This is a genomic window from Levilactobacillus spicheri DSM 15429 (genome assembly GCF_001435095.1).
Taxonomy (GTDB): domain Bacteria; phylum Bacillota; class Bacilli; order Lactobacillales; family Lactobacillaceae; genus Levilactobacillus; species Levilactobacillus spicheri.
The window spans coordinates 18,688-32,817 of record NZ_AZFC01000028.1 but is presented as its reverse complement, the minus strand read 5'-3'; the positions used below and the strand labels follow the sequence as shown (position 1 = coordinate 32,817).

General features: G+C 54.9%; 12 protein-coding genes. 3 read left to right on the top strand and 9 right to left on the bottom strand.

Translation table 11 applies throughout. The features are described 5' to 3' along the window. The 9 genes from FD37_RS13170 to FD37_RS08155 form a co-directional block, all read right to left on the bottom strand. Window positions 1–471: ABC transporter permease family protein (locus FD37_RS13170; protein ID WP_476738450.1), on the bottom strand; the 471-nt coding region annotated here is incomplete at its 3' end. A gap of 14 nt (window positions 472–485) precedes the next feature. Next, a complete protein-coding gene (locus FD37_RS08190; protein ID WP_056964697.1) occupies window positions 486–1,445 on the bottom strand; it encodes an ABC transporter permease in 960 nt (319 codons plus the stop codon). Beyond that, window positions 1,445–2,419 (bottom strand): ATP-binding cassette domain-containing protein, encoded by a 975-nt coding sequence (locus FD37_RS08185; RefSeq protein ID WP_045806231.1) that lies wholly within the window; start codon window positions 2,417–2,419, stop codon window positions 1,445–1,447. The genes FD37_RS08190 and FD37_RS08185 overlap by 1 nt, the downstream gene beginning before the upstream one ends. After that, window positions 2,416–3,468: an ABC transporter ATP-binding protein gene (locus FD37_RS08180; protein WP_045806232.1), complete on the bottom strand. Its 1,053-nt coding sequence runs from the start codon at window positions 3,466–3,468 to the stop codon at window positions 2,416–2,418. The genes FD37_RS08185 and FD37_RS08180 overlap by 4 nt, the downstream gene beginning before the upstream one ends. Before the next feature lie 1,178 nt (window positions 3,469–4,646). Then, a complete protein-coding gene (locus FD37_RS08175; RefSeq protein ID WP_045806233.1) occupies window positions 4,647–6,446 on the bottom strand; it encodes an oligopeptide ABC transporter substrate-binding protein in 1,800 nt (599 codons plus the stop codon). A 188-nt stretch (window positions 6,447–6,634) separates the two neighbouring features. Then, a complete protein-coding gene (locus FD37_RS08170) occupies window positions 6,635–7,585 on the bottom strand; it encodes an ABC transporter permease (RefSeq protein WP_045806234.1) in 951 nt (316 codons plus the stop codon). An 11-nt stretch (window positions 7,586–7,596) separates the two neighbouring features. Beyond that, window positions 7,597–8,556, bottom strand: coding sequence for an ABC transporter permease (locus FD37_RS08165; RefSeq protein WP_056964695.1), 960 nt, complete (start codon window positions 8,554–8,556; stop codon window positions 7,597–7,599). Beyond that, window positions 8,556–9,536, bottom strand: a complete 981-nt coding sequence (locus tag FD37_RS08160) for an ATP-binding cassette domain-containing protein (RefSeq protein ID WP_056964693.1) — start codon at window positions 9,534–9,536, stop codon at window positions 8,556–8,558. Before FD37_RS08160 ends, FD37_RS08165 begins: the two co-directional genes overlap by 1 nt. Then, complete coding sequence (locus FD37_RS08155) at window positions 9,533–10,585, bottom strand: ABC transporter ATP-binding protein (protein WP_045806237.1); 1,053 nt, start codon at window positions 10,583–10,585, stop codon at window positions 9,533–9,535. Before FD37_RS08155 ends, FD37_RS08160 begins: the two co-directional genes overlap by 4 nt. A gap of 398 nt (window positions 10,586–10,983) precedes the next feature. Here FD37_RS08155 and FD37_RS08150 point away from each other — a divergent pair, with 398 nt between their 5' ends. The 3 genes from FD37_RS08150 (at window position 10,984) to FD37_RS08140 (ending at window position 14,119) form a co-directional block, all read left to right on the top strand. After that, complete coding sequence (locus FD37_RS08150; protein ID WP_045806238.1) at window positions 10,984–11,463, top strand: RrF2 family transcriptional regulator; 480 nt, start codon at window positions 10,984–10,986, stop codon at window positions 11,461–11,463. Between the two features lie 1,107 nt (window positions 11,464–12,570). After that, window positions 12,571–13,584: a lipoate--protein ligase gene (locus FD37_RS08145; RefSeq protein WP_045806239.1), complete on the top strand. Its 1,014-nt coding sequence runs from the start codon at window positions 12,571–12,573 to the stop codon at window positions 13,582–13,584. Between the two features lie 124 nt (window positions 13,585–13,708). Next, window positions 13,709–14,119 (top strand): hypothetical protein, encoded by a 411-nt coding sequence (locus FD37_RS08140; RefSeq protein ID WP_045806240.1) that lies wholly within the window; start codon window positions 13,709–13,711, stop codon window positions 14,117–14,119. Window positions 14,120–14,130: the final 11 nt, after the last annotated feature.

Below are 14,130 nucleotides of genomic sequence, written 5' to 3'. Positions count from 1 at the left end.
CATGGTCATCGGCAGCATCATCATGAAGTCGTAGACCCGTTGCATGCCCCAGTCGATGTAGCCGTTAAAGTAACCGGAGATGAGGCCCCAGCAGATCCCGAAGGTCGAGGAAATCACGGTCAGCCCTAAGGCGATGCCGATAGAGTTCCGGGAGCCAACGATTAATTGTTGGAGAATGGGGCGACCAGCGGAGTCGGCCCCGAGGACCAGGCCACCGGTGCCGGGGGCACTGAAGTAATCCATGATGTTGGTTTCCATCATTTTATCGGTATTAATGAAGAGCGAGGCGATCATGACGAAGGCGATGAAGCCGACCACGATGACCAGGGCCACCATGGCGGGCTTGTCGGCCTTGAACTCGTCCCAGATGATGCGGGCGGTGGAAGGCGTGGCTTCGGCGTTGGCTTCTTGCGTGAGTCGATTTAAGTCGGCCGCGGAAATGTCTGAATGTTGGTTAAAATTTTCTGCCATAAGGTAACGGCCTCCTATTCAATCCGAATACGTGGGTCGACGATGCTCAGGATGATATCCGAGAGCAGGGTCCCCAGTAAGTTCAAAATCCCGTAAATCAGGACCAGCGCGGTGATGACCGTGTAGTCCCGGTAACTGATTGAGTTCACGAAGAGTAGTCCCATGCCGGGGTAAGAGAAGACGGTTTCGGTAAAGATCGACCCGTTCAGTAACCCGGTGATGGAGTAGCCCGCAAACGCCGCGATGGGTAACAGGGAGTTCCGGAAGATGTGGTGCCGGTAGATGTCCTTGCTCGGGACCCCTTTGGCCCGCGCCGTCCGCACGTAATCGGAGCGCTTGGCGTCGATGACTTCGGACCGCAGGTATTGCACGATGTTGACGGTCCCGAACAGGGCTCCCAAGATGGCGGGCAACATGATGTGGTAGAAGCGCGACCCAATGGTGTTCAACCAACCGCTGGTGTCCGAGGCGATGGACCCGGTCGTTGGGAACCACCCCAGCACGTACCCGAAGATCCAGATGCCGATGACCAGGATGACGAAGAACGGGATGCAGTAGGTCACGTAGGTGTAGACCCGGATGACCGTGTCGGGCAGCTTGCCTTCATGCCGGCCGGCGAAGACCCCCATTGGCAGGGCCAACGCGTAGGTCAGGATCATGGTGACCAGGGCCAGCCACAGGGTGTTGACGGCCCGGCTGCCAATCAGCCGCGTGACGGGTTCTTGGTACTGGTAACTGTTCCCCAGGTTCCCGTGGAACAGGTGGACGACCCAGTTCCAGTATTGCTGGTACCAAGGATCATATAACCCGTTGATCTTCATCAGGTGATGAATCTGGGCGGGGTCCGCCTTGGGGTTGATCGACCCGGTAAAGGGGTCACCGGGCATGGCCTTGGCTAACAGGAAGACCAGGATACTTAGGATGATGACTTCGGGGATCATGATGAGGACCCGCCGGAGGATGGTTTTCCACATTAGGCCTGCACCTCGCTTTCCTGTTGGGCTAACTGCTTAGCGATGGCTTCGGGTAAGGCGACTTGGTGCGTCGGGGAAACGGCGACTAAGGGGTAAGCCTTGCCTTCGCTGTCGTAGTACTTGTCTTGTTGTTCGCGGTAGACCTCTTCGACGGCTAGGCGGGAGGCGCGATGCGCGGCCCGTTGGTTGACGTTGGTCTCGGGGATGGCGGCGAGCAGGCGTTTCGTATAGATATGTAGGGGATGGTTGTAGATATCATCTCGCGTACCAATTTCGACCAGCCGGCCGCGGTTCATGATGGCGATGTTGTTGCACATGTGACGAACGACCCCCAAGTCATGGGAGATAAATAAGTAAGAAATGCCAAATTCACGTTGAATCTTCTTCATGAAGTTCAGGACTTGCGCCTGCACGGACAGGTCCAGCGCGGACACGGGTTCGTCGGCGATGATCAGCTTCGGGTTCGTGGCGACGGCCCGGGCGACCCCAATCCGTTGCCGTTGGCCCCCGGAGAATTGGTGGGGGTACTTGTACAACGCATCAGCGTCCAAACCAACAATGTCCAAGAGTTGTAAGACCCGCAACTTTTCGTCTTCCTTACTCAGGTGTTCGAAGTTCCGCAGGGGTTCGGCGATGATGTCTTCGATCCGCTTGCGGGGGTTCAGGCTGGAGAGGGAGTCTTGGAAGATCATCTGGACGTCGTGGTTGTAGTCCAACTTGCGCCGGTTCTCCTTCTTGGTGATATCCTGACCGTTGTAGAGGATCGACCCGCTGGTGACTTTCTCGAGGCCGACCACGGATTTACCGGTGGTCGACTTGCCGGAACCGGATTCGCCGACCAGGCCGTAGGTTTCCCCGGCCTCGATATTAAAGGTGATGCCGTCCACGGCGGGCACTTCGTCGGTGACCCGGTTCCAGAACCCAGAACGAATCGGGTAGTGGACCTTCAGATCTTTGATTTCAACTAAGCTCATTCAGTCACGCTTCCTTTCTGTACTTGGTCTGGAAATTGAAAGTTCTGGTAGCAGGTGCAGCGCACCTCGTGACCCGGGGACACCTCATGCATGGTCGGGTGTTCCTCGTGGGCCGATGCGGGGACCCACGGAATCCGGGGCGCGAAACGGTCCCCGGTCTGGGGCATCTTCTGCAGGGAAGGCACGTTGCCTTGGATGACGTAGAGGTCGTCGTTTTCGTTGTCCCGTTGCGGCATCGACCGTAACAGGGAACGGGTGTAGGGGTGCTCCGGCGTGTTGAAGATCTGCGCCGCGGTCCCTTGTTCGACGATCTGACCGGCGTACATCACGGCGACCCGGTCGGCCGTCTCGGCGACGACACCCAGGTCATGGGTGATCAGGATGATGCCGGCGTGGTTTTCCTTTTGGATGGCCCGCAGCACGTCGAGGATCTGGGCTTGAATCGTCACGTCCAACGCGGTGGTCGGCTCGTCGGCGATGATCAGGTCGGGCTTGCAGGCAATCGCGATGGCGATGATGACCCGTTGACGCATCCCCCCGGAGAGCTCGTGGGGGAACTGGTGCGCGGTCCGTTGCGGATTCACAATACCGACTTCATCGAGCAGCTTTAAGACTTGGGCGTGCTTTTCTTCCTTAGATAAGTCGGAATGGTAGTCCATGACTTCACTGATCTGGTCCTCGATGCGCTTCAAGGGGTTCAGCGCGGACAGGGGATCTTGGAAGATCATGCCGATCTTGGCGCCCCGGTAATCGTTGTACTGGTCGTCGCTGAGCTTCAGGAGGTCGGTGCCTTCAAAATCGATTTCCCCGGAAATTTGTGTTTCAGCTGGATCATGGAGCCCCATGATCGTCGTGGCCAACGTACTTTTCCCACAGCCGGATTCGCCGACGATGGCTAAGATTTCATCGTGGTGGACCTGGAGATTCACGTGAGAAATGGCGTCGTAGAAATGGCCGTTGATTTTAAAGGCCGTGCTGACGTCCTTGATGTTCAGAAAGTTCGTTGCGTTTTCCACGGAAATTCCCCCATTTTCTAATTTATCTCTCATTCGTTAGTGGAACTTATTAACTCGGCGTTTCACTGTATTCAAAATCGCTTAATATATTAACTGAAGTTGATTATAATTAATCAAATTCTCATTTTCAACCCCTATTATTAGAAATTTCCTCTCAACTTATTCATAAACTCTTCATAATCACCGGCCTGCCGGGGCTCCCACCGTTCCCAAAAAGATTCGAAAAAGTTAACGAACGCGCTAATTCCAAACGCGGGAGAGCTTGGGAGCCAACCGTCTAGCCCGCTGACCGGCCCAGTTAGTTTGTGAAAGCGCTTTATAAACGGTGCAAACGATATTAATTTAGCTGTATATTTCTTATACACAAATTGTATTGAGGGGGTAGGCGGGTACACCTCGCTTCACGCCGGCGAGCAAGATGGTCGTAGTGGGCACGACTCCGAAGCCCTGCAAAAAAACGCAGGTCTCCGGAGCTCGGCCTTGATGTAACCTGGCTGAGAAACACCAGGTAACATCAATTTCACTACGACCATCAAGTCGCCTCTGTTCCGCTAACAACCTACGTTGACCGGCAACCAACGGGACAACTGGGCAGCATGTTACGGTTATTTGAGCTGTGGGGAACCACCTGTCATTCATACAAGCATTTTTAATCAAGGTCGCTATCAGTCTCGAAATGGTCACGAGTGTGGTTAGTCGACACAAGCCTTTTCAAGGCGAGAAGTCGTTGTATTTGCTGCACAATTCATGCTCTACCTGCACGTTGTTTTGTGAGTGGCGACCGTTCAGCCACACCGTTGTTGCGCCATACCAACTACTAATAGGATGTGTGATGGCAACAATCCGATACTATGTGGCAGAACGGTCATGGTGGCAAATCCCAACTGACTAGCAGAACGGAGCCGACTTGATTCCTGTGGTGAAATTGATGTTGGTCGGGGTCCTTTCCCGGCCTACATCAAGGCCGAGCTTCGGAGACCTGTGGGCTTCAGGGCTTCGAAGTCGTGCCCACCTCAGGAATCTTGCTCGGCGGAGTGGCGCCTGACAACGACCAGCCGTAACCAGCTTGCTCGCCGGCGTGAAGCGATGGTGATCATCAGTCTAGGCAGTTTCGGTCTCTTTGCGGGTCCGCTTAAATCACTCAAGACACACGAAAACGCCGGCACACTCCAGAGAATGTGTCGGCGTTCGGTTTATCTAAAAAGCGGTCATCATTGAACGTGTGGGCAGGTCAGCGACAAGTTGCTCCAGAACTCATTGTTGGCTGGGTTGATGTTGTAACCCTTGACCCGCTTGTTGACAGGTGCCCAAGCGTAGCTAAAGGAATCTGGTCCCACAGCGGCTTGTTGGTTCATGTACGTTTGCCACTGCTTGAAGGCCTTGATCCGGTAACTTTGGTTCCAAGCCTTGTTACTGTTCATTTCGTTCATTAACTGCGTGTTCTTCGCGGAAACAAAGTGTCCCATGTTGAACGTCGCGTCTTTCCCGTAGATCTGGGTCGGCGTTGGTTCGGATGAAACGCTCCATGCCCCGGCCCAAACGTCGATCTTGTTTTGCTTAGGCGCTTGTAACGTGGAGTAGAAGCTGTTCATTTCCATCGTCTTACCACCGACTAATTGAACGTTCAACCCAATCTTGTGCCACTGTTGCAGGTAGTCTTGGTACTCCGCAGCTTGGGCGGACGTCCCGGTCATGGCACCGAAGTAGATGGTCAATGGCTTACCGTTTGGTTGAACCCGCCACTTGCCTTGCTTCTTGTACCCAGCCTTGTCCAGCAACTGGTTGGCTTTCTTGATGTTCAGTGGGAAGCCCTTTTCAGATGCGTTGTAGTACTGCTTGAAGACTGGTGGAATCAAGGTGTTGGCACGCCACGTCATGCCGTAACCGAACTTCTTGGCGACTTGGTCCAGGTTCAGTGCGTAGAGCATGGCTTCACGCAGGTTCTTGTTGGCCATCTTGGCCTTTGGATCCATGACGTTTTCGCCCGTCTTGGTGTCAAAGTACCCTAAGTTGAAACCAAAGTAGTCGTAACTCAAGGCTGGACTTCCAATCATGTGGTAGTTCTTCAACCCTTTGAGTTCGTTGTAGTCGGTTCCTTCCAGACCACCGGTGACGAAGTCGTACTTCTTGGATTGAACGGCCTTGTCGATGTTGTTGCTGGAAACCACGTTGATGCTGATGTGCTTGATCTGTGGCTTCTTACCGTAGTAGTACGGGTTCGGAACCCAGGTCGTCGATTCACCTTCGACCAACTTGTTCAGCTTGTAAGGCCCCGTGAAGATGGGGTTCTTCCGAACTTGCGTGGAAGCTGCCAGCTTAGCAATCGGCACGTTCTTGACGTACTCGTACGGTTCAACGGCCGCCCACATGAAGGAGTTGCCGCTGTACTGCATGCTAGGCGTGACGTGGGCAAAGTGAATCACGGTCGTCCGGCCGTTTTGACCATTCGGATAAGTGAACCCGGAAATGGTCTTGGCCTTGCCAGCGTGGTAGGCCGCCATCCCTTGGATATCGTTGAAGTCCGACGAGAATTGTTGCGACGTCGTGTTCTTGTTCCCGATAACTTCGTACGGGTACTCGACATCCTTCGCGGTGACCGGCATCCCGTTGGACCACTTAGCGTTCTTCCGCAAGGTGATTGTCGCGGTATTGTTGGCCCGGTCCAGCTTCAGGTTCGCCAGCCCACCGTTGACAATCTTGTAGTTCTTGTCGACGTTGAACAGGTTATCCCCGCCACCGGGTGCGAAGACGTCGGTATCCTCGGCGTTAGAGGCTAACGCCGGGTCGGTGATCCCTTGGAACGGCGAGTTGTTGGCTTCGGCGACCTTTAACGTCCCCTTGTTCGCCGCCTGGCTGACGGCCGCGGTGTTGTCGTAGCTTTCAGACAACTTGACCGAGGCCCCAGTCGGTGCGGTGCTGCTAGACGATGAACTGCTCTTGTTCGAGCAGGCAGCGAGGCTTAACGTTGCGAGAACCGCCATCGCTGATAAAACAAGCTTCTTTTTGACCATAAATCTTCCCCCTTGGTAATTCCATGACGGTATGCCAGTCAGGATCTCTCCTCAGGAATCGGGGCTGGTATGACGTGGTAAGACACGAACTCGGTGGCACCATCTCCTCAAATGATGAAGTCAACTTTTTTAGATAAACAGGTTAATGGGTCGTGGTCGTGGCGCTTCGGCGTAGCGGACCACCGGACCTAGTCAGCCGCACCTTGACGTTGGGAACTGTCGGCGGCGCGCCGGATGACTTGGCCAATGTAACTAATTGAGAGACACAGGATGATGATTTCCAAGGCCGCCGGCAACCAGGTCCACCAGTACTGCGTGATGTTGTTGGGGTCGTTGGCGTTGGCAATCATGGTCCCGAGTGACGGCGTCTGGGTCGGCAGGCCGAAGCCCAGGTAGGACAGCCCGGTTTCGACCCCGATGTTTTCGGCGAAGGACAACGTGGTGTCGACGATGATCAGGGATGAGATGTTGGGCATGATCTCGCGGAAGATGATCTTCAGGTTGCTGGTCCCGGAGGTCTTCGACGCGGCGACGTAGTCCTTCTCCGACTCGGCCAGGGTCCGCGACCGGATCAGCCGTGACGTGCCTTCCCAGTAGAAGATGGAGAAGATCAGCGTCAGCGTGATGGCGTTGTAGTGCGGGATGATGGTGACTAAGACGATGATCATCATGGTCATCGGCAGCATCATCATGAAGTCGTAGACCCGTTGCATGCCCCAGTCGACGTAGCCGTTGTAGTAACCGGAGATCAGCCCCCAGCAGATCCCGAAGGTCGAGGAAATCACGGTCAGGCCGATGGCGATACCGATGGAGTTCCGCGACCCGACGATCAGTTGTTGGGCGACGGAGCGGCCCCCCGAGTCGGCGCCGAGCCACAGCCCGTTGGTGCCGGGGCGGTCGAAGTAGTTCATGATGTTGGTCTCCATCATCTTGGGTGTGTCGATGAACAGGGAGGCGATCATCACGAAGGCGATGAAGCCGACGACCACGACCAGGGCGACCAGCGCCGGCTTGTCGGCCTTGAACTCGTCCCAAATGATGCGGGCGGTGGAAGGCGTGGCTTCGGCTTTAGCTTCCTGCGAGAGGCGGGTGAGGTCGGCCGCGGAAATGTCTGAATGTTGGTTAAAATTTTCTGCCATAGTGCGACCTCCTATTCAATCCGGATCCGGGGATCGACGACGCTGAGGATGATGTCCGAAAGCAGGGTCCCCAACAGGTTCAAAATCCCGTAGATCAGGACCAACGCCGTGATGACGGTGTAATCCCGGTAACTGATCGAGTTGATGAACAGGAGTCCCATGCCGGGATACGAGAAGACGGTCTCGGTGAAGATGGACCCGTTCAACAATCCGGTGATAGAATACCCCGCAAACGCCGCGATGGGTAATAAGGAGTTCCGAAAAATGTGATGACGGTAAATATCCTTACTAGGCACCCCTTTGGCCCGTGCAGTCCGCACGTAGTCGGAATGCTTGGCGTCAATGACCTCGGAACGCAGGTACTGCACGATGTTGACGGTGCCGAACAGCGCCCCCAGGATGGCTGGTAACAAAATATGGTAGAAACGCGAGCCAATCGTTTGCAACCAGCCGTTGGCGTCCGTGGCAATGGACCCCGTGGTCGGGAACCACCCCAGCACGTAGCCGAAGACCCAGATCCCCAAGACCAAAATGACGAAGAAGGGGATGCAGTAGGTGACGTAGGTGTAGACCCGGATCACCGTGTCCGGCAACTTGCCCTCATGCCGGCCGGCGAAGACCCCCATGGGCAACGCCATGGCGTAGGTCAGCACCATGGTGACCAGTGCCAACCATAGCGTGTTGGTGGCCCGACCGGCGATCAAGCGCGTGACCGGTTCCTGGTACTGATAACTTTGTCCCAGGTTCCCGTGGAACAGGTGGACGACCCAGTTCCAGTATTGCTGGTACCAGGGGTCGTACAACCCGTTGATCTTCATCAGGTGATGGATCTGCGCGGGGTCGGCCTTAGGGTTGATCGACCCGGTGAACGGGTCACCGGGCATGGCCTTGGCCAGCAGGAAGACCAGGATACTTAAAATAATGACTTCGGGAATCATGATGAGAATCCGTCGTAGAATGGTTTTCCACATTAGGCCTGCGCCTCCCTTTTCGTTTCCGCTTGGGCCAATTGTTGCGCGAGCTTCTCGGGCAAGGCCACCGAGTGGGTCGGTGAGACGGCCACCAGTGGAAAGGCCTTGCCGTCGTGGTCGTAGTAGGTGGCCTGCTCATCCTGGTAGACTTGTTCCACGGCCAACCGCGAGGCCCGGTGGGCGGCGCGTTGGTCGACGTTGGTCTCGGGGATGGCGGCCAGCAGGCGCTTGGTATAGATGTGCAGCGGGTGGTTATAGATGTCGTCCCGGGTCCCAATCTCGACCAGCCGGCCGCGGTTCATGATGGCGATGTTTTGACACATGTGCCGGACCACGCCCAGGTCGTGGGAGATGAACAGGTAGGAAATGCCAAAGTCCCGCTGGATGCGCTTCATGAAGTTGAGCACCTGAGCCTGCACGGACAGGTCCAAAGCGGACACCGGTTCGTCGGCGACAATCAGCTTGGGATGGGTCGCGACGGCCCGGGCCACGCCGATTCGTTGCCGTTGCCCCCCGGAGAATTGGTGGGGGTACTTGTAGAGCGCGTCGGCGTCGAGGCCCACGATGTCCAGCAGCTGCAGGACCCGTAATTTTTCGTCTTCTTTACTTAGATGCTCGAAGTTCCGCAGCGGCTCGGCGATGATGTCCTCGATGCGTTTGCGGGGATTCAGGCTCGACAGGGAGTCCTGAAAGATCATCTGCACGTCGCGGTTGTAGTCGAGGCGCCGGCGGTTCTCCTTTTTGGTGATGTCTTTTCCTTTATACAGGATCGATCCGCTGGTGACCTTTTCGAGGCCGACCACGGACTTGCCGGTGGTCGACTTGCCCGAGCCGGATTCCCCGACCAGGCCGTAAGTCTCGCCGGCCCGGATGTTGAAGCTGATGCCGTCCACCGCCGGGACCTCGTCGGTGATCCGGTTCCAGAAGCCCGAACGGATGGGGTAGTGGACCTTTAAATTCTTGATTTCAATGATGTTCATTTAGCGACACGCCCCTTTGTGGTTCGGTCTGGAAAGTAGAAATGTTGGTAACAGGTGCAGCGGACCTCGTGCCCCGGGGCCACCTGATGCATGGTCGGCTGCGCCTCGTGGGCGTCGGCGGGAATCCACGGAATCCGCGGGGCGAAGCGGTCCCCGGTCTGGGGCATCTTCTGGAGCGACGGCACGTTGCCGCGAATCACGTAGAGGTCGTCGTTCTCGTCGTCGCGTTGCGGCATCGACCGCAGGAGCGAGCGGGTGTAGGGGTGCTGGGGCTGGTTAAAGATCTGCTCGGCACTGCCCTGCTCGACAATCTGGCCGGCGTACATCACGGCGACCCGGTCGGCCGTCTCGGCGACGACCCCCAAGTCGTGGGTGATCAGGATGATGCCGGCGTGGTTTTCCTTTTGGATGGCCCGCAGCACGTCCAGGATCTGGGCCTGAATCGTCACGTCCAGCGCGGTGGTCGGCTCGTCGGCGATGATCAGGTCCGGCTTGCAGGCGATGGCGATGGCGATGATCACCCGTTGGCGCATTCCCCCGGAGAGTTCGTGGGGGAATTGCCGCGCGGTCCGGGCGGGGTTGACGATGCCGACCTGGTCCAGCAGCTCCAAGACGCGGTGGTGTTTCTCGTCGCTGGAGAGGGTGGTGTGGTAGTCCAGCACCTCGCTGATCTGGTCGTCGATGCGCTTGAGCGGGTTCAACGCGGACAGCGGGTCCTGGAAGATCATGCCGATCTTGGCGCCGCGAAACCGGTTGAAGCCGGCGTCGTCGAGCGCTAACAGGTTGGTCCCCTCGAAGTCGATCTCACCGGAGATCCGGGTCTCGTGGGGGTCGTGTAACCCCATGATGGTCGTGGCGAGGGTGCTCTTGCCACAGCCGGACTCGCCCACGATGGCTAAGATCTCGTCGTGGTGGACCTGGAGATTAATGTGCGAAATGGCGTCGTAAAAGTGCCCGTCGATCTTAAAGGCGGTGCTGACGTCCTTGATGTCTAAAAAATCCGAAGTGTTCGTCACTAAAATCCCCTCACTTTCTAATCTTTTTCTCATTTTATGAACTATTGAATCGCTAAGATGTTAATGGGTATTCATGTATTAATTTAATAATCATCCGATTTTTGATAACTGGCAAGGTTGATGGATTAAGGGGCAACGGGCTAAGAACTGCCCGAGAGAATCTCTTAGAAATTCCCCTTAAAAATTGTTAAATCAATCATGCCAGCTTCACCAAAAAATAAGAATCATTTCGGCTTGGATGAAAATAGTTGGCCAATTTTCTTATCAAACGAGGGGGCTAAGTGATTAAGACATGCAACTAATTGTAAATTTATACACAAGATGTAAAATGAGAGAATGATGAGTCCTTTTGAAAACGATTACGATTTGGTCAACAGAGTGTGGTATTATAGCTATAACGATAGAAAAATTCGAAAGCGATGGACTGAAGGATGAGACTAGACTTTTCCGTTGCGGTGCACAGTTTGCTTTACCTCGACGAGAACCGTCCCCGTAAAATTGCGAGCCGTGAATTGGCAACTTCTTTACAATTGAATGCGGTCATGATCCGCAACATCTTATCGGTATTGCATAAGCAAGGGTACATTGAAGGGTCCGTTGGGAAAAACGGGGGGTATCAATTGATCCGCAACCTCGACGACATCAACGTCGGCGAACTGTACGATTTGACGATTCCGCCCACGATTAGTTACGCCCGGTTCATTACGGGAGATTCCAAGGGGGCCAAGGTCAGCGACAGCACGGACATTTCCGCCAACATTTCGCAAACGCTGACCGACCTGTTTACGTTTGCCGATGAGGATTACCGCCGCTTCTATCATCAATTCACGATGACGGACCTCAAGCGGGATCTGCACAGTCACGGTTACTTCCGTCAACTAATCAAGCGGCAACAGGATGACCAGGCCTAAGCGTCTTTCCTGACGTTTGATCGGAAAGCGGGTATACTAAAGGTGTAGAAACGGGATGGTGATTACGGTCACCATTAAGCATCACCCGGCCACCCTAAGTGGTGACTATCAGACGACGACCGGCGACGGTGGCCGTCTTTTTTGATGCGATAGATCGTTAAATCAAGCGTAGATAGTGAGCGATTTGAAGTTGGGTGGAGAATAGTCGCTTCACGCCGGCGAGCAAGATGGTGGGGCTAGTGCCTACCGGTCGGTCAGAAACGGACTGGAACGTCCCCGGCACGACTTGGCGACAACTGCCGCACCGTGACGGCGGCTTCATTTCCCCGAGGTGGGCACGATTCCGAAACCTTGCCAAGTCCGCGAGTTTCCGGAACTCGGCCTGATTGTAAGCCAGCAAAAGACGCTGACTAACAATCATTTCACCACGGGGAAAAACGCCGCCGTCACGGTGCTAAATGGGCCATGACCATTTCAACTGATGAGCGTTAGGTAACCAGCCTTAACTCGTCTCAATAATCGATTCCAGCCGCGGCCGTTAGCCCGTTCTTTGGATGAGCGTTTGATGCAAGTTCATACGGTGGATTTAACTAGCAATGACTGCCATTAGTATTAGCCTGAATCACCTAAGGTCGAGCGATTAACCATCTCTAACAACACGTCATGATGGTCATCACTTTGATCGGTTAAGCGGCCAATGTAGCCGCGTTAAGTTGCCACGAATTGCCAGTCTGAGCGGAACAGAGGCGACTTGATGGTCGTGGTGAAATTGATGTTGGCCGGGGTCTTTTCCCGGCCTACATCAAGGCCGAGCTCTGGAGACCTGTGGGTTTCAGGGCTCCGGAATCGTGCCCACCACGACCATCTTGCTCGCCGGCGTGGAGCGGGTGAAGAACACCTACTTGATAAATTTAGTGGGGGTTGTAACCAGTTGAATTCAAATCGGTTTCAAAACGATGTTTATGGCGAGTTGGCGGGAAAGGGCGGGGATTTTGGAAGCTTAATTGTAATCGTTTCCAATGCGTGCTATCATTTTAATTAGCCGGTAACGACGACCAGGTTAGTCGCCGCACCGGCGGGTTGGTTAATTTGAAAGGGGTTTTTGGTATGTATTGGTACGCCATGGAATCACACGATATTCGGCATAATCTTGCCACCGAACAATACTTAATGAACAACAAAAAGTTCGACGAACCACTGGTACTTTTCTACTACGAAGGGCCTTGCATCATCGTGGGCCGGAACCAAAACACGTTGGAAGAAATCAACCAGAAGTACGTTGAAGAACATAACATCACCGTGACCCGGCGGTTATCCGGGGGCGGTGCGGTCTACCAAGACCTCGGCAACCTGTGCTTCAGCTTCGTGGTCGACAGCGATAGCGAAGAATTCGGGGACTTCAAGTCCTTTGTCCAACCCATCGTGGACGCCTTACACGCCATGGGGGCCAAGGACGCCGAAGTTTCTGGCCGGAACGACATCTTAGTCGACGGCAAGAAGTTCTCCGGGAACGCCATGTACTCCCACAGCGGTAAGACCTTCTCCCACGGGACGTTGATGCTCGACGTGGACCAAAACGTCATCGCGGACGCCCTGAACGTGCCCGCCGACAAGATCAAGTCCAAGGGGATCAAGTCCGTCCGTTCACGGGTCACGAACCTGAAGCCGTACCTGGCACCCGAATACCAAAACCTGACGGTGCCGGAATTCCGGGACACCCTGTTGAAGGAACTCTTCCACGTGGATAACCTCGATGCGATTGCCGACAAGAAGGTCGTCATCAACGACGACGAAAAGGCCGCCATCGACAAGATCTACAACGAGTACTACAGCAACTGGGACTGGGTCTACGGCAATTCCCCAGAGTTCACGGTCAAGAAGCGCAAGCACTTCGACTTCGGGACCATCGACGCGCGGTTACAGATCGACGGCGGGAAGATCAAGAACATCAAGTTCTACGGTGACTTCTTTGGCCCGAGCGACGTGACCGAGTTAGCCGACAAGCTGGAAGGCGTGCGCTACGACAAGGAACACGTGGGCGCCGTGCTGAACAGCGTGAACACCCAACTGTACTTTAACGGGATCGACACGCAGGCCGTCATCGACTTATTGGTCGACTAGTTTCGCGGAGTTTCTGGTTTCCTACTGATTTTCGGCAGGGAATACGTTAGAATAGAATTTGAAATTGACTTGAAGGCGTGGTCGGTTGACTGCGCCTTTTCATTTATTGAGGAGTTTATTAAAGATGAGAGATCGTAACGTTATTTCGTGGGCCGTTGTGTCCCTGGTTGGTTTTCTGGTCATCAACTTTTTGATGGGCCTATCGTTTGTCAAGATTCCGGGGACGACCGGCGGCGACTTTGGCAAGTCCACGCTGATTGCCGTCATCCTATATGCTATCCCCATTATTCTAGCGGCCCTGGACTGGAAACCGTCGTTTTATCTGATGGGCCTGGTCATCGTGATCTATTCGCTGGGGGTCATCGGGATGATCATCAACATGGTGACGCTTAGCCACGCGACCCTGGTCATTCGGGCGGTCATGATTCTCTTTGGTGCGGGCCTGCTGGTGGCGAACTGCTACTGGCTGGTCTTGGCATTACGGCTCCGGAAGGCCGAACGCGACGCGCGTGATCGCCGCCGGTTCGGGAATTAAGACGAGGTGAT